This is a genomic window from Nocardioides aequoreus, assembly GCF_000720335.1.
Taxonomy (GTDB): domain Bacteria; phylum Actinomycetota; class Actinomycetes; order Propionibacteriales; family Nocardioidaceae; genus Marmoricola; species Marmoricola aequoreus.
Window position 1 is genome coordinate 17,024 of sequence record NZ_JOJN01000001.1, and the last position, 16,257, is coordinate 33,280.

15 protein-coding genes are annotated in these 16,257 nt (G+C 73.5%); 2 read left to right on the forward strand and 13 right to left on the reverse strand.

Annotated elements, in window-relative coordinates; translation table 11 throughout:
- Window positions 1–94 precede the first annotated feature (94 nt).
- Window positions 95–916 (forward strand): Ig-like domain-containing protein, encoded by an 822-nt coding sequence (locus tag IG63_RS0100065; RefSeq protein ID WP_030482335.1) that lies wholly within the window; start codon window positions 95–97, stop codon window positions 914–916.
- A gap of 6 nt (window positions 917–922) precedes the next feature.
- Here IG63_RS0100065 and IG63_RS0100070 read toward each other — a convergent pair whose 3' ends face one another.
- From IG63_RS0100070 to IG63_RS0100110, 9 genes are all read right to left on the reverse strand, one after another.
- Window positions 923–1,309 (reverse strand): pyridoxamine 5'-phosphate oxidase family protein, encoded by a 387-nt coding sequence (locus tag IG63_RS0100070; RefSeq protein WP_030482336.1) that lies wholly within the window; start codon window positions 1,307–1,309, stop codon window positions 923–925.
- Window positions 1,306–1,968: an SDR family oxidoreductase gene (locus IG63_RS0100075; protein ID WP_030482337.1), complete on the reverse strand. Its 663-nt coding sequence runs from the start codon at window positions 1,966–1,968 to the stop codon at window positions 1,306–1,308. Before IG63_RS0100075 ends, IG63_RS0100070 begins: the two co-directional genes overlap by 4 nt.
- 7 nt (window positions 1,969–1,975) lie before the next feature.
- On the reverse strand, window positions 1,976–3,316 hold the full coding sequence (locus IG63_RS0100080; RefSeq protein WP_030482338.1) for a class II 3-deoxy-7-phosphoheptulonate synthase: 1,341 nt from the start codon (window positions 3,314–3,316) through the stop codon (window positions 1,976–1,978).
- 75 nt (window positions 3,317–3,391) lie between these two features.
- Window positions 3,392–4,816, reverse strand: a complete 1,425-nt coding sequence (locus IG63_RS0100085; protein WP_030482339.1) for an APC family permease — start codon at window positions 4,814–4,816, stop codon at window positions 3,392–3,394.
- A 115-nt stretch (window positions 4,817–4,931) separates the two neighbouring features.
- Window positions 4,932–5,969 (reverse strand): 6-phosphofructokinase, encoded by a 1,038-nt coding sequence (locus tag IG63_RS0100090; protein WP_030482340.1) that lies wholly within the window; start codon window positions 5,967–5,969, stop codon window positions 4,932–4,934.
- A gap of 92 nt (window positions 5,970–6,061) precedes the next feature.
- Complete coding sequence (locus IG63_RS0100095; RefSeq protein ID WP_051705983.1) at window positions 6,062–6,673, reverse strand: DinB family protein; 612 nt, start codon at window positions 6,671–6,673, stop codon at window positions 6,062–6,064.
- 32 nt (window positions 6,674–6,705) lie between these two features.
- On the reverse strand, window positions 6,706–7,638 hold the full coding sequence (locus IG63_RS0100100; protein WP_051705984.1) for a hypothetical protein: 933 nt from the start codon (window positions 7,636–7,638) through the stop codon (window positions 6,706–6,708).
- Entirely contained in the window at window positions 7,635–8,051 is a 417-nt protein-coding gene (locus tag IG63_RS0100105) for a CinA family protein (RefSeq protein WP_245604200.1), read from the reverse strand. The genes IG63_RS0100100 and IG63_RS0100105 overlap by 4 nt, the downstream gene beginning before the upstream one ends.
- Window positions 8,020–9,096, reverse strand: coding sequence for an EamA family transporter (locus IG63_RS0100110; RefSeq protein ID WP_084596417.1), 1,077 nt, complete (start codon window positions 9,094–9,096; stop codon window positions 8,020–8,022). Before IG63_RS0100110 ends, IG63_RS0100105 begins: the two co-directional genes overlap by 32 nt.
- Window positions 9,097–9,174: 78 nt before the next feature.
- Between IG63_RS0100110 and IG63_RS0100115 the strand changes: the two genes are divergently transcribed.
- Complete coding sequence (locus IG63_RS0100115; protein WP_030482345.1) at window positions 9,175–9,729, forward strand: CGNR zinc finger domain-containing protein; 555 nt, start codon at window positions 9,175–9,177, stop codon at window positions 9,727–9,729.
- Window positions 9,730–9,745: 16 nt separating this feature from the next.
- On the opposite strand, the gene pgsA is transcribed toward IG63_RS0100115, so the two are convergent.
- From pgsA to IG63_RS0100135, 4 genes are read right to left on the reverse strand one after another with little or no spacing between them, the layout of a single operon-like run.
- Window positions 9,746–10,369 (reverse strand): CDP-diacylglycerol--glycerol-3-phosphate 3-phosphatidyltransferase, encoded by a 624-nt coding sequence (gene pgsA / locus IG63_RS0100120; protein ID WP_030482346.1) that lies wholly within the window; start codon window positions 10,367–10,369, stop codon window positions 9,746–9,748.
- Entirely contained in the window at window positions 10,366–11,805 is a 1,440-nt protein-coding gene (rimO, locus tag IG63_RS0100125; RefSeq protein ID WP_051705985.1) for a 30S ribosomal protein S12 methylthiotransferase RimO, read from the reverse strand. Before rimO ends, pgsA begins: the two co-directional genes overlap by 4 nt.
- Before the next feature lie 29 nt (window positions 11,806–11,834).
- Window positions 11,835–13,691, reverse strand: a complete 1,857-nt coding sequence (locus IG63_RS21170) for a helix-turn-helix domain-containing protein (protein WP_051705986.1) — start codon at window positions 13,689–13,691, stop codon at window positions 11,835–11,837.
- Window positions 13,688–16,222, reverse strand: coding sequence for an FtsK/SpoIIIE family DNA translocase (locus IG63_RS0100135; protein ID WP_030482349.1), 2,535 nt, complete (start codon window positions 16,220–16,222; stop codon window positions 13,688–13,690). Before IG63_RS0100135 ends, IG63_RS21170 begins: the two co-directional genes overlap by 4 nt.
- Window positions 16,223–16,257 lie beyond the last annotated feature (35 nt).

Here is a 16,257-nt window from a genome sequence, read left to right on the forward strand (position 1 = left end):
GGACACCGGGCCGGGCCGCGCCGCATACTTCCCCCGTGCCCGGGCCCCGGGTCCCCGGTCTCTCGGTCACCACGTCTCCTCGGGATGTCACTCCATGCGCCAGCACCTGCGTCGCCTCGTCCCCCTCACCGCCGGCCTCGTCGCCGCCTCGCTGCTCGCCGCCTCGCCGGCGGTCGCCGCGCCGTACGACCCGGAGGCGGAGTGCGTGACGCCCACCGTGCCGACCCGTGCGCCCGAGGGCAACCAGCCGCCCGCGCTGGGCGCCGACACCGTGACGGTCCGCGGCGGCACGATCGTCGACCTGCCGGTGCTCGCCAACGACACCGACCCGGACGACGACCCGCTCGCGGTGCTGAGCACGGGCGGCGCCTCCCGGGGCTTCACCTGCGTGCTCGACACGGGCTCGGTCCGCTACGTCGCGGACCCCACCCGCTTCGACCGCCGGGCCACCATCGACTACAGCGCCACCGACGGCGAGCGACTGCGCTCCGGGCAGGTCGCCGTGCGGGTCCTGGGCACCAAGGCCGTCAAGCCGGTCCTGCGGCTGAAGCTGCGCACCGACAAGGCCGGCAAGGTGACCCGACGGGCCGCGCTGCGCTTCACCAACCCCAACGACGTGCGGGTCACCGTCTGGGGCCTCAACGCCGAGGGCGACACCATCCGGATGCGGCGCACCATGAACCCCGGCGGCTCCTTCGTGTGGCGCACGGGCGCCCCCCGCGTGCAGTACCTCGCGCTCATCAAGCCGCGGTCCGAGGACCCCTACTTCGTCAACTACGGGATCCTGAACAACCGGACCGGTCGCCACCCCGCGACCTACATCGGCACGTCCTTCAGCGTGTTCGGCACGAGCTTCGACGAGAGCGAGCGTCGCGCGCCGGCCTCGCTGCTCGACGTCGTCCGCGCGCAGCGCTGAGGGGCGCTAGACGTTGCCGATGACCTCGGCGAGCGTGATCCGCAGGGCCACGCGCGCGGGGTTCTCGCGCGGCTGCCGGTAGCGGGCGGCGTAGCGGCGCTCAGCCTCCGCGACGGACGCGAGATCCTCCAGCACCTCGGCCGTGCCGTGCAGTGTCGACCAGCGGCGCCCGTCGACCTGGCTCACGGCGATGCGCGGGTCGCGGCGCAGGTTGGCGACCTTCTGCGAGGTCCCGGAGGTGATGGCCCAGGCCTGCCCGCGCTCGGGGTCGACCGCCACGCCCATCGGCACCACGTGGGGCGTGCCGTCGGCGCCGAGCGTCACCACGCTGCAGAGATGGCGCTCGCGCCAGAAGTCGAGGTGCTCGCCGGCGAGCTCGCGGTGGCGGCTCATCCGGAGTAGGGCACCTCGCTGCGCCATGACGCGTCGTCCTGGTCGAGCGCGGCGCGGATCGCCCGCGCCACCGCGCCGTGGGAGAAGGGGCCCTCCTCGGCCAGCGTGCCGCGCACCGTGACCGACACGGCCCGGATCCCGGAGGGCTGCAGCGTGGCGTCGAGGCTGTGCACCAGGTTGCGCACCGCGGCCTTCTGGACGCCGAGCGAGGCCGCCTCGTGCCACGGCCGGTCGGCCGCCATGCTGCCGGTTACCGAGACCCGGGCGCCGCTCGCCATCGCCGGCCGGGCGGCCTGGACGACGCTCAGCAGGGCGCCGACCCCGAGCGCGACGTCCTCGGCGAGTCCGGCCGGGGTGAGCGTCAGCGGGTCCGCCTGCCGCCAGGCGCTGGGGTTGAAGTGCACCAGGGCGACCTCGCCGACCCGACCCACCAGCTCGGCCACGACCGCGCGCACCGCGGGGTCGTCGGTCAGGTCGACGACCGCCGACTCGCAGGCGACGCCCGCCGCCCCGGCGTACGCCGCCAGCTCGTCGAGCACGTCCTGGTCGATGCCGAGCAGCACGAGCGGGTGGCCCTCGTCGGCGAGCAGCCGCGCGAGGTGGCCGCTGACGCCGGGCCCGGCCCCCGCGACCAGCGCGGCACCTGCCACCAGCGTCATCGGGGGCTCACGCCTTGCGGAGCATCTCGGCGACGAGGAACGCCAGCTCGAGGCTCTGCACGCGGTTGAGCCGCGGGTCGCAGACCGACTCGTAGCGCCCGGCCAGGTCGGCCTCGCTGAGCTCCTCGCCGCCACCCACGCACTCGGTGACGTCGTCGCCGGTGAGCTCGACGTGCAGCCCGCCGGGCCAGGTGCCGACGGCGCGGTGGACGTCGAAGAAGCCCTGCACCTCCTCGATGACGTCGTCGAAGCGACGCGTCTTGTAGCCCGAGGACGCCTCGAAGGTGTTGCCGTGCATCGGGTCGCAGACCCACGCGGCCTCGATGCCGGCGGCGTGCACCTTCTCCAGCAGCGGCGGCAGGTGGTCGCGGATCTTGCCCGCGCCCATCCGGGTGATGAAGGTCAGCCGGCCCTGCTCGTTGGTCGGGTTGAGCTTGGCGGCCAGCGCGATCGCGTCGTCGGAGGTCGTGGTGGGGCCGAGCTTGACGCCGATGGGGTTGGCGATCCGGCTCATCAGCTCCACGTGGGCGCCGGCGAGCTGGCGGGTGCGCTCCCCGATCCACACGAAGTGGCTGGAGACGTCGTAGGGCAGCTGGGTGCGGCTGTCGGTGCGGGTCAGCGCGTGCTCGTACTCCAGCACCAGCGCCTCGTGGCTGGAGTGGAAGTCGACCCGGCGCAGCTCGTCGACGTCGACGCCGATGGCCTCCATGAAGGACATCGCCTTGTCGATCTCGGCGGCCAGCTGCTCGTAGCGGCGACCGACCTCGGAGCCGAGCACGAAGTCGGTGTTCCAGGTGTGGACCTGACGCAGGTCGGCGTAGCCGCCGGTCACGAACGCGCGGACCAGGTTGAGGGTCGCCGCGGAGGCGTTGTAGACGTCGACGAGCCGCTGCGGGTCGGGCACGCGCGACTCGGGCGTGAAGTCGAAGCCGTTGACGGCGTCGCCACGGTAGGCCGGGAGGGTCACGCCGTCGCGGGTCTCGAAGTCGCTCGAGCGCGGCTTGGCGTACTGGCCGGCGAGCCGGCCGAGCTTGACCACCGGGACCGAGGCGGCGTAGGTCAGCACGACGGCCATCTGGAGCAGCACCCGCAGCTTGTTGCGGGTGTTGTCGGCCGTCACGCCGGCGAAGGTCTCGGCGCAGTCGCCGCCCTGCAGCAGGAAGGCCTCGCCCCGGGCGACGGCGGCGAGCTTGGTCTTCAGCTCGTCGCACTCACCGGCGAAGACCAGCGGCGGCATCTGGCGCAGCCGGGCCACGGCGGCGTCGACGGCGGCGCGGTCGGGGTAGGCGGGCTGCTGGGCCGGCCCCAGGGCGTGGAGCTCGGACAGGGAGGGGACTGCTGCGGACACCCACCCATGGTAGGTGCGCCGGTGGACGCCGCCCGAATCGAGCACCGCCGGTGGACGGCGTACGCCGGGGGTGGGCTACTCCGCGAGGTTCTCCGGGTCGCGGAAGCGCCCGCCCTCGGGCTTGTGGATCACCATCGTGATGCCCCAGAGCACGATCCCGATCAGCATCAGCACCGCGGCGATCTGGTAGACGATCGCGCCGCGGTCGACCCAGGGGCCGAGCAGGAAGGCGCAGAGCACCGCCGCGACGGCCGGGGTGTAGCCCGGCGAGCGGAAGCCGCCGCGGCCCGGGTCGCGGCGCAGCACCAGGCAGGCGACGTTGACGATGAGGAAGACGGTCAGCAGCAGCAGCGACGTGACGCTGGCCAGGTTGAGCACGACCTCGCTCTCGGCGCGCGAGGCGACGTAGATGATCAGGCCCAGGGCCAGGGCGGTGGAGAAGGCGATGCCGACGTACGGCGCCCGCGTGGTGCGCGAGACCTTGCCCAGCGCCCGCGGCAGCACGTCCTGGTTGGCCAGGCCGTAGAGCAGCCGGCTGGCCATCAGCATGTTGATCAGCGCGGTGTTGGCGACGGCGAAGACGGCCAGGAAGGGGAACACGCGGTCGATCGGGAAGTCGGGCGCCCCGACCTTGACGACCTCGAGCAGCGCGCGGCCCTCGGAAGCGTTGGCGATCTGGTCGTCGGTGAGCACGGCAACGACCGAGACCGCCACGAGCATGTAGATGATCACCGCGATGCCGAGGCCGGTCAGCAGCGTGCGCGGGAAGATCCGCTCGGGGTCCTGGGTCTCCTCGACCATGTTGACCGAGTCCTCGAAGCCGACCATGGCGAAGAAGGCGATCGAGGTCGCGGCGGTCACGGCCAGGAAGAGGCCCTTGTCGCCGGAGTCGACGAAGGTCGTCACACGGCCGAAGTCGGCGTTGCCCTGCGACATGGCGAAGAAGCCGACGCCGATGACGATCGCCAGGGCCGTCACCTCGACGAGGGTCAGGATGACGTTGAACTTCACCGACTCGCCCACGCCCCGCAGGTTGATCAGCGCGAGCAGCACCATGAAGCCCAGCGCGATCGCGGTGATGGTGCCGGTGCTCGGCTCGGCGTCGAGCCAGCCGTTGGCGGTGAGGCCGCCCGCGAGGTTCTGCGCCAGCACGTTGGACGACGTCGCGGCGCTCGTGATGCCCGAGCAGATGACGCCGAAGGCGACCAGGAAGGTCACGAAGTGGATGCCGAAGGCCTTGTGCGTGTAGAGCGCGGCGCCCGCGGCCCGGGGGTACTTGCAGACCAGCTCCAGGTAGGACAGCGCCGTCAGCGTGGCCACCACGAAGGCCACCAGGAAGGGCAGCCAGGCGATGCCGCCGACGATGCCGGTGAGCTGGCCCGTGACGGCGTAGACGCCCGCGCCGAGGATGTCGCCGACGATGAAGAGCAGCAGGAGCTTGGGCCCCATGACCCTCTTGAGCTCGATCTGCTCGGTGCTGGTGTCGGTCGAGCTGGACATGGCGGCCTCCCGGGATCACCGAACCCTGAGGGTTCCCTGAGCACATCGTGGACCCTGCCCCGCCCACCCGCCAGCATTTCGCGCCGATCGCGGACGGCGCGGCGCACGGGACGCCCTAGCCGAAGAAGACCTCGGCCTCGGCGTACTGGGCGGGATTGACGAGCTTGAGCTCGCCGGTGCCCTCGATCAGCGGCACCCGCACGATGTCGGTGCCGCGCAGCGCCATCATCGTGCCGAAGTCGCCGTCGTGCACCGCGTCGATCGCGTGGAGCCCGAAGCGGGTGGCCAGCCAGCGGTCGAACGCCGTGGGGGTGCCGCCGCGCTGCACGTGCCCGAGCACCACCGCGCGCGCCTCCTTGCCGGTGCGGTCCTCGATCTCGCGGGCCAGCCGGTCGCCGATGCCGCCGAGACGCACGTGGCCGAAGGCGTCCTTCTCGCCCGAGACGAGCGTCATGCCGTCCTCGCCCTCGGTCTCGCGGGGCACCGCACCCTCGGAGACCACGATGATCGGGGCGTACTGCTTCTCGAAGCGCGCCTCGACGTGGGCGCAGACCTGCTCGATGTCGAAGGGCTGCTCGGGGATGAGCACGACGTTGGCGCCGCCGGCCATGCCGGCGTGGAGCGCGATCCAGCCGGCGTGGCGGCCCATCACCTCGACCACCAGCACCCGGTGGTGCGACTCGGCCGTGGTGTGGAGCCGGTCGATGGCCTCCATCGCGATGTTGACCGCGGTGTCGAAGCCGAAGGTGAAGTCGGTGGCGTTGAGGTCGTTGTCGATCGTCTTCGGCACCCCGACCACGTTGACGCCCAGGTCACCGAGCTTGGTCGCGACCCCGAGGGTGTCCTCGCCCCCGATCGCCACGAGCGCGTCGACGCCGAGGTCGGCGAGGTTGGCCTTGATCCGCTCCACGCCCCCCTCGACCTTGAAGGGGTTGGTGCGCGAGGAGCCGAGCACCGTGCCGCCGCGCGGGAGGATGCCGCGGACCTGCGGGACGCCGAGCTCGGTGGTCACGCCCTCGAGCGGACCCTTCCAGCCGTCGCGGAAGCCGACGAAGTCGTAGCCGTACTCCCCCACGCCCTTGCGGACCACGGCCCGGATCACGGCGTTGAGGCCGGGGCAGTCCCCGCCTCCGGTCAGCACTCCGACGCGCATCTGGGCTCCCTCGTCTCGACGGCTCAAACGGCTTGGATCGTTCCACATCGGCGGGGGCGGGTCGAGGGCACCCGCCGGGCGGCTCCGGCTGCTCAGCCGTCGCGGAAGCGGTCGGCCTCCTGCTGCACCCTGGCGACGTACGCCGCCCAGCCCGCGGCGTCGCGCTGGTCGTGGTCGCGACCGCCGCGTCCGTCGATCGTCTCGCGCACGACGTCGGCGTGACCGGCGTGGTGGGCGGTCTCGTCGAGGTGGTGCACCAGGAGCCACCCCAGCGTGGTCTCGCGGCGCTCCTCCGGCCACCACGGCACCTGCGCGGGTGCGTCGAGCCCCAGCTCGCGCACGCTCGCGTCAGAGTGCGCCCACACCCGGCGGTAGAGGTCGACCAGCTCCTCGCGCGACTCCTCCGCCGTGGCCCACATGTCGTCGCCGGCCTCGTAGACCGCGTCGTCGTCCCAGGCGGGCGGGTCGGGGAAGGGCCGGCCGACGCACGCCCCCAGGTAGCCCATCTCCACCCCGGCGGTGTGCTTGAGCAGGCCGAGCAGGCTGGTGCCCGTGGGCGTCAGCGGCCGGCGGACGTCGTGCTCCGAGAGCCCGTCGAGGGTGCTGAGCAGGTGCTCGCGCTCGCGCTGGAGGTAGCGCAGCAGCAGCTCGGCGAGGTCGGGGGCGCGCGGGTCGAGGGCCGGACGGGCGTCGGACTCGGTCATGCCGGCGAACCTACGACGACCCACCGACGGTGTCAGCCCTGCAGCCGGGCCACCTCGGCCGCGGCGCGCTCGCGCTCGGCGCGGGCCTCGGCCACCACCTCGTCGGCGTCGGCCAGCGCGGCCTCGGTCTCCTCGCGCTCGTCGTCGACCTCGTCGACGCTCGTCTCGATCTCGGCCAGCCGGCGTCGCAGCTCCTCGGCGTCGCCCTGCAGCTGCAGCCGGCGGGCGTCGAGGTCCTGCAGTGCCGCGCGCACCTCCTCGCGCTCGCGCTCGGCCTGGTCGAGCTGCTCCTGGGCCTGCTCGAGCACCTCCTCGGCCTCGGCCAGCCGCACGCCGTCGTCGCTGACCAGGTGCAGCTCCGGGCGCCCGGCCTCCGCGTCGTCGGACGCCTCCGGGTCGCCGACCGGCGTGGCGTGACGGTCGAGCGCGTCGGACAGCGCCACGACCGACCCCACGTCGAGCTCCGACATGCCGGTGGAGGTGAAGGCCGTGACCACCCGCCCGGTGCGCACCACCTGGGCCGCGACGGGGTCGAGCATCGCCGCCGTCAGGACGCCCTCGACCTGGTCGACGACCGGCTCCGAGAGCCGGGTGCCGGCCTCGCCCGCCCGCCGCCGGGCCGTCGTGGCCAGCGCGGTGGTGAGCTGCCGGCGCTGCCGGGTGAGCGCGCGCAGCTCCTCGCCGTCGAGCGCCTCGGCCGCGGCGCGCAGCGACTCCGCCAGACCCAGCACCTGGTCGATCTGCTCCGCCTCGCGGCGCACGAGCAGGTTGACCGCCCAGGCGGCGACCGACGGCTTGCGCAGCTTGGCGACCACCTGCCCCGCCGGCTTGCCGTGCTCCGCCGCGACCGCGCGGGAGAGCGCCGTACGCCGGGCGACGAAGTCGTCGACCCCGCCGGCGTAGAGCTCGTCGGCGGCCGCAGCAAGGGCCGCGTCGACGTCGGCGCCGTCCTCGTCGTCGCTCACCGCTCACCACCCTCCTGCCGCAGCGCCTGGGCGAGCAGGTGCACGGCGGCGCGGCAGGTGGCGGCGCGCACCTGCGCCCGGTCGCCGTCGAGGTGGAGCAGGTGTGCGCTCGCGCCGTCCGGTCCGGCCACGCCCACGAAGACGGTGCCGACGGGTCGCCCCTCCTGCTCGGTGGGACCGGCCACCCCCGTCGTGGCGAGCGACCAGTCGGAGCCGAGCAGGTCACGCACGCCCGAGGCCAGCTGCTCGGCACAGGCCGCGGAGACGACCTGCTCGGCGGTCACCCCGAGCACCTGGCGCTTGACCTCGGTGGCGTAGGCGACCACGCCGCCCAGGAAGACCTCCGAGCTGCCGGGCGGGCCGCTCAGCTGCGCGGCGAGCTCACCGCCCGTCAGCGACTCCGCACAGCTCACCGTCAGACGGCGTGCCCGGAGCACCTCCCCCAGGTCCGCGGTGGGATACGTCGGCGGCTGCATGGGTCTCACCGTAGGACGTGCGGTCGCGGCGCACCTGCTCCAGGCGCACCACCACCACGCCGGCGAGGACCAGCACCCCGCCCGCGAGCTGCACCACGGTGGGCAGCTCCGCGAGCAGCACCCAGGCGAAGAGCACCGCGAAGAGCACCTCGCCGAGGCCGAGGAACGACGCGACCGTCGGGCCGAGCAGGCGCGCGGCCACGATGCCCGCGACGTACGCCGTGGCGGCCGCCACGACCGCCAGCTCGAGCACCGCGACCCACCACGGCAGCGTCGTGCCGCCCAGCTGCACGGGCGTGGTGGTGAAGGTCATCGGCAGCACCCCGACCAGCCCGAGCACCGCGAAGAGCACCGAGGCCACCACCAGGCCGAGACCGGCCAGCGCGAGCGGCGGCAGCGACTCCTCGTGGTCGGGGCTGGAGAGCAGGAAGAAGGAGGCCAGACCGACCGCGGCCAGGAGTCCCCAGGCCACGCCGACCAGGCTCAGCTCGGCGCCGCGGCCGAGGACGGCGGGCAGGTCGAGCACCAGCGCGAGCCCGCCCAGCGCGAGCACCACCCCGACCAGGATGGCCCGGCTGGGGAGCCGGCGCTGCACCACGCTCAGCCACACCACGACGAGCACGAGGCCGAGGTACTCCAGCAGCAGCGCGACGCCGACCGGGAGGGTCTGCACGGCCAGGAAGAAGGCGAGCTGCGGGAGCGCGACGGCCATGGCGCCGTAGACCACGACCTGGCGCCAGCCGGTGCGCAGCAGGCTCCAGCGCCCGCGCATCGCCAGCACGGTGGGCGCGAGGAGCAGCAGCGCGGCCCCGAGGATGCGCACGAAGACCGCGCTCCCCGGCGTCCAGCCCGCGTCGAGCAGGACCTTGGCGAAGGCGCCGGAGGAGCCGAAGGCCGCAGCGGCGACCAGCGCGGCGACCAGGCCACCGGTGGCGCCGCGGGCGCGACGAGCGGGAACCTGGGAGGACAGCGTGGTGGACATCGGGCACCGCCCTTCGCGGTCAGGATCGTCTTGCGCGGACACCGGTTACGATAGAAGAGAGCGACGACAGGAGTCAACGTGACTTTCGGTCATGACACGCAGCTGGCGCTGCGCAGCGCCGCCGGCCTGGTCAACACCCTCGACGACGACGGCGTGGAGGGCGGCGACTCGCTGCGCACCCGCGCCGACCTGGCGCGCTTCCTCGACGACTTCGGCTGGTACGGCGTCCGCCTGGGCGACGACGCCGAGCTCGAGGCGGTGCGGGCGCTGCGGCCGCGGCTGCGGCGCTGGTGGGACCTCGAGGAGGGGCCGCTGGTCGAGGCCCTCAACGCCACGCTCGCCGAGTCCGGCGCCCTCCCCCAGCTCGTCGACCACGACGGCCTCGGCTGGCACATCCACGCCGTGCCCCAGGACGCGCCGCTGGACGCGCGGATGCTGGTGGAGGCGGCGATGGCCTTCACCGACGTGCTGCGGGCGGGCGAGCTCGAGCGACTCAAGGCCTGCGCGGCCGACGACTGCGACAACGTCGTCGTCGACCTCTCCCGCAACCGCTCCCGCCGCTTCTGCGAGGGCGGCTGCGGCAACCGGGAGAACGTGCGCGCCTACCGCGACCGGCAGCGCGAGTCCGACTGACCTCGGCGTGGCGCCGTCAGCCGCCGACGGCGGAGGAGCGGCTGCGGCGGTGCTGCACGACGTCGCGGGCGAACTCCAGCCCCGAGGTGAGCGTGAGGACCACGGCGCCGGCCAGGGCGATCGCCGAGGCCCACCAGAGCACCACCAGCCACGACCACGAGGTGTCGGCGTACAGGCCGAACGGCGCCACGAAGCCGCCGAGCGCGAGCGCCTGCAGGGTCGTCTTGACCTTGCCGCTCTGCTTGGCCGGCATCACGACGTCCTTGGCGATGGAGAGCCGGGCGAAGGTCACCGACCACTCGCGGGTCAGCACCACGACCGCGATCGTCCACCACAGCCAAGCGGGCAGGAAGTCGGCCACGATGGCGAGCGCGATGAAGGCCATGCCCGTGATCGCCTTGTCGGCGATGGGGTCGGCGATCTTGCCGAAGTCGGTGACCAGGCCGTGCTTGCGGGCCAGGTCGCCGTCGATCTTGTCGGTGATCATCGCCCCGGCGAAGAGCGCGAAGGCGATCCAGCGCCAGGTCGTGTCGCCGCCGCCGTCGTGGAGCATCGCCCAGGCGAAGATCGGCACCATCACGATGCGCAGGGTGGTCAGGGCGTTGGGCACGTTCCAGTTGCTGACCTGTCGCTCGCTCACGCTGCCCCACCTCCCGTCGCGCCGGCCGCGGTGAGGGCCTGCGCCACCAGGTCGACGCCGTCGGTGTCGACGACCCTCGCCCGGATCATGTCACCGACCGCCGTGCCCGGCGCGGCGCCGCGCAGCGCCGTGGTGCCGTCGACCTCCGGTCCCTGGTGCTCGGCGCGACCCTCGACCTCGCCGTCGTCGACCCGCTCGACCAGCACCAGGACCTCCTCGCCGACCCGCTCCCGGGCCCGCTGGTCGGTCAGCTGCTCGACCAGGTCGTTGACGTGCGCGACGCGCGCGGCGACCTCGTCGTCGTCGTGCTTGTCCTCGAAGCGCTCGGCCTCGGTGCCGTCCTCGTCGGAGTAGCCGAAGATCCCGATCGCGTCGAGGCGGGCCTGGCTCAGGAAGTCGCAGAGCACCTCCAGGTCGGCCTCGGTCTCCCCGGGGAAGCCGACGATGAAGTTGGAGCGCGCCCCGGCCAGGGGGGCGATCGCGCGCGCCTGCTCGAGCAGGCCCAGGAACTGCTCGGCGTCGCCGAAGCGGCGCATCCGTCGCAGCACCGGCCCCGAGGCGTGCTGGAAGGAGAGGTCGAAGTACGCCGCCACCCCCGGCGTGGCCGCGATCGTGCGCACCAGGCCCGGGCGCATCTCGGCGGGCTGGAGGTACGACGCGCGCACGCGCTCGATGCCGGGCACCGCCGCCAGCTCGGGCAGCAGCGACTCCAGCAGCCGCAGGTCGCCGAGGTCCTTGCCGTACGACGTGGAGTTCTCGCTGACGCAGAAGAGCTCGCTGACGCCCTGCTCGGCCAGCCACCGCGCCTCGGCCAGCACGTCGGTGGGCCGGCGGGAGACGAAGGACCCGCGGAAGCTCGGGATGGCGCAGAAGGTGCACCGGCGGTCGCACCCGGAGGCCAGCTTCAGCGAGGCCCACGGGGCGTCGTCGAGCCGGCGCCGCACGGCGCCGTCCTGCCCGGGCTGGTAGGCCTCGGCCGAGGACCGCTCGACCGGGCTGATGGGGAGCAGCCGGCGCCGGTCGGACGGCGTGTGGGCCACGTGGGCCTCGCCGTCGAGGATGCCGCGCAGCTTGGTGGAGATGTCGGTGTAGTCGTCGAAGCCGAGCACCGCGTCGGCCTCGGGCAGCGAGTCGGCCAGCTCGGTGCCGTAGCGCTCGGCCAGGCAGCCGACCGCGACCACGGCCCGGGTGGTGCCGTCGTCCTTGAGGTCGGCGGCGGCGAGCAGCGTGTCGACGGAGTCCTTCTTGGCCTGCTCGACGAAGCCGCAGGTGTTGACGACGACCGCCTCGGCCGCCGACGGGTCCTCGACGAGGGTGAAGCCCCCGGCCTCGAGCCGGCCGGCGAGCTCCTCGGCGTCGACGTCGTTCCGCGCGCAGCCCAGCCGGACCAGCGCGACGGTCGTGGGGGCAGGGGAAGGTGCAGGAGGAGTCGTCATAGCCGTGGTCGAGTATGACCGACCGGGCGCTACTCCCCGAAACGGCGGTTGTCGGCCTCGCTCGTCTCGCCCACGGTGCCCCGGTCCTTGCCGAGGTAGCCGACCCGGACGGCGCTGCCGTTGCTCGCGGTCACGTCGAAGGGCGCGGTGCCGATGATCTGCTGCGACTGGCCGTCGGCCAGCCGCCCAACCCACAGGATCCGGCCGGTGCCGTCGCGCACCACGACCTGGGAGCCGGCGCCCTCGGCGGTGAAGCGGATGGCGGCCAGCGCGCTCTCGACCTGCTCCGGCTCCTCGCCCGCCAGTCCGGCGGTGTCGACCACGTCGGGAGCGGGGCTCACCAGCTCCTGCGGGTCGTCGGAGAAGACCCGGGCGGTGCCCCAGATCGCGACGAGCACCAGCACGGCGGCCGCGAGCGCGCTCCAGCGCGGACCGCTGGTGGCCGTGCGGACGCCACCGCCGATGCCGCTGGCCAGCTCGGCCTCGAAGACCTGGCGGGCCTCGATCTCGGTGCCGGCGTAGTGCTCGTCGTAGAGCCGCACCAGCTCCTCGGCGTCGAGGCCGAAGACCCTCGCCAGGGTGCGGAGGTGGCCGCGGGCGTAGAAGTCGCCGCCACAGGCGGCGAAGTCGTCGACCTCGAGGCACTCCAACACGTGCGGCCGGATCCGGGTGCGCTCACTGAGGGTGTCGATCGAGAGCCGGGCGCGCTGCCGGGCGGCCGCCACCAGGGGTCCGATCACGGGGTCGAGCACCGGCGAGGGCGCCGGCCCGGTGAGGTCGTAGGACGCCGCGGCCGGGAGCGGCTCGACGGGCTGGTCGAGGCGCGCGGTGACCACACCCGCCTCGCTGCGCTGCGCGGGGATCGCCGGGGCGTCGGGCAGGCGGCGCACGGACTCGCGCACCACCTCGGCACGGGCCGCGCCACGCACCTCGCGCTCCGGCTCCAGGCCCGGCTCGTCGGCGGTGTGGTCGGCGATGTCATCGGCGATGTCATCGGCGGTGTCATCGGCGGCCGGGGGGGTGACCTGGTCGGCCTGGTCGGGTGAGCGCTGCTCGGGCAGCTCCTCGGGCGCCGTGACGACGATCTCGCCCGGCAGCGCGACGGTGATCATCTGCTCCCCGGCGTCGTCGTGCGAACTAGTCGCCGCCGCCGGCCCCGGACCTGGCGCCGGCTCCTCCACCGGCACCCGGGCGGTCTCCTCGTCCCGCTCGGCGACCACGTCCTGCTCCGACCGCGCCGACTCCTCCGAGGGCTCGAGCGGAACCTCGCGGGTCAGCACCACGACGGCGGCCTGGCCGGCGGCCAGGGAGTCGAGGTCCTCGACCAGGTTGCCGCTCAGCCCGTCGACCTCGACGCGGGTGCCGAGCCCGAGGGGCACCTCGAAGGTCGTGGCCCGGGCGGGAGCGGCCGGACCTGCGTGGTCGGAGGGGTCGACCACCTCGTCCGTCGTCTCCGTCGGGTCCGGGACGTCCGTGGCCGCGACGTGCACCACCAGGGCGCCGTCGCGCAGCGCGCCACCGCGGCCGCGGACCTCGACGCGGTCGACGTCGGACCAGCGCACACCGGTCCAGGTGAGGCCGCGCCGCACCCGCACCGCGTGGTCGTCGGCGACCAGCAGGGGGGCACGCGAGTCGCGCAGGGCGAGCAGCATGGCCAGGCCCACGCTGGCCGGGACGACGACCCACAGCCAGTCGAGCCACGAGCCGGAGTCGAGGGCGCGGGAGAACCACAGCACCGTGAGCACCGCGGACCCCAGGGCCACCACCGCCGGCACCCGGACGTCGTGACGCACCGCGATGCCCACCGGTCCGGCGACACCGGTGGGCTGGTCGTCCGTCACGTGGTCGACCTGCTCGTGCAGGTCCGCCGACTCGCCGATGCTCATGCTTCTCCCTGGATGGTGGCGATGACCTCGTCGAGGTCGTCGGGCTTGATCAGCACGTCGCGCGCCTTCGAGCCCTCGCTCGGCCCCACGACGCCGCGGCTCTCGAGGATGTCCATCAGGCGACCCGCCTTGGCGAAGCCGACCCGGAGCTTGCGCTGCAGCATCGAGGTGGAGCCGAACTGGGTGGAGACGACGAGCTCGATCGCCTGCACCACCAGCTCCATGTCGTCGCCGATGTCGTCGTCGAGGTCGCGCTTGGACGCCGCGGGGGCGGTCACGTCGTCGCGGTAGGCGGGCTCGAGCTGGGTCTTGCAGGAGGCCACCACCTGGGCGATCTCGGCCTCGGTGACCCACGAGCCCTGCACGCGGACGGGCTTGCTGGCACCCATCGGGAGGAAGAGGCCGTCGCCCTGGCCGACGAGCTTCTCCGCGCCCGGCTGGTCGAGGATGACGCGGCTGTCGGCCAGCGAGCTGGTGGCGAAGGCCAGCCGCGAGGGCACGTTGGCCTTGATCAGGCCGGTCACGACGTCGACCGAGGGCCGCTGCGTGGCCAGGATGAGGTGGATGCCCGCCGCGCGTGCCAGCTGGGTGATGCGCACGATGGCGTCCTCGACGTCGCGGGGCGCGACCATCATCAGGTCGGCGAGCTCGTCGACCACCACGCACAGGTAGGGGTACGGCGCGAGCACCCGCTCGCTGCCGGCCGGCACCTGCACCTTGCCGGCCCGCACCGCCTTGTTGAAGTCGTCGACGTGGCGGAAGCCGAAGTTGGCCAGGTCGTCGTAGCGCAGGTCCATCTCGCGCACGACCCACTGCAGCGCCTCGGCCGCCTTCTTGGGGTTGGTGATGATCGGCGTGATCAGGTGCGGGATGCCCTCGTAGGCGTTGAGCTCGACCCGCTTGGGGTCGACCATGATCATCCGCACCTCGTCGGGCGTGCTGCGCATCAGCAGCGAGGTAATCATCGAGTTGATGAAGCTCGACTTGCCGGATCCGGTGGCCCCCGCGACCAGCAGGTGCGGCATCTTGGCGAGGTTGGCGACCACGAAGCCGCCCTCGACGTCCTTGCCCAGGCCCGCGACCATCGGGTGGTGGTCGTTGCGGGCGACCGCGCTGCGCAGCACGTCGCCGAGGGAGACGATCTCCTTGTCGAGGTTGGGGATCTCGACGCCCACCGCCGACTTGCCCGGGATCGGGCTCAGGATCCGCACGTCGGCCGACGCCACGGCGTAGGCGATGTTCTTCTGGATGTTGGTGATCTTCTCGACCTTCACCCCGGGGCCGAGCTCGACCTCGTAGCGGGTCACCGTGGGGCCGCGGGTGTAGCCCGTGACCTGGGCGTCGATCGTGAACTCCTCGAGCACCTGGGTCAGCCGGTCGACCACCGCGTCGGAGGCCTTCGACCGCGCCTTGTGCACCGACCCGGGCTTGAGCACCTCGCTGTCGGGCAGCGAGTAGGCGACGTCGCCGGAGAGGGAGAGCTGCTCGACGCGTGCCGGCAGCGGGGTGTGCGGCGGCGGCTGCAGCTCCTCTTTCGCCTCCGGGGCCTCTCGCTCCGGCTCGTCGTCGGTGAGGGCGAGGTCGACCTCCGGGTCCGGCTCCGGCATGGGCTTGCGGCGGCGCTTCTTGACCTCGCGGTCCTCCAGCACCGGGGAGTCGTACGGCGGGTCGCCCATGTCGGGGTCGACGTCGAGGTCGAGCCGGCGACCGCGGGCGCCGGTGCGCCCGTCACCCTCCTCGTGCGGCGGGACGCCGGTGAGCCGCTCGCCCAGCTCGCGCAGCCGCACCGGCACCTGGTGCACCGGGGTGGCGGTGATGACGAGCAGGCCGAAGGCCGCGAGCAGCACGAGCAGCGGGGCCACGACGTAGACCGACTGCAGCAGGTCGGTGAGCAGCTTGGCGACCACGAAGCCGATCGCGCCGCCCGCCTGCTGGAGCGGCTCGCTGTCGCCCGCGCGCGGGGCGGGTGAGCCGTTGGCCAGGTGGACCAGTCCGAGCACGCCGAAGAGCAGCGCCAGCCAGCCGATCACCTGGCGCCCCGCCGGGCCGTTGCGCTCGGGGTCGCGCAGGTTGCGCCACGCCACGACGCACAGCAGCACAGGTACGAGCCAGGCGATCAGCCCGACCGATCCGGCGACGACCGCACGGGTCACCTCGCCGATCGCGCCGGGCAGCTGCCACCAGACCGCGGCGGCGACGACGACCGCGAGGCCGATCAGGAGCAGCCCGGCGCCGTCGCGCCGCTGCTCGGGCTCGAGCTCCGAGGCGGTGTGGCCCACGCGGCGCACGGCACCGCCGACGCTGTGGGCGAGGGCCAGCCAGCCCGCCAGCAGCGCGCGGCCGAGGGCCAGGAAGAGCCGCGCGACCGGACCGGTGCCGTTGCGCACGGCACGCGGCGGTGGCCGCCTCGCGGTGGTCTTCTTCTTCGCTCCCGTCGGTTGGCGTCGCGTGCTCGTGCTCTTCTTCGCGCCGGAGCGCGAGGTCGAGCTCTTGCTGCGCGACGCCGCCGGGGAAGACGTACGGGTCGCCATGCTCGCGAATCTACCGGCGCGCCACTCCCGTCACA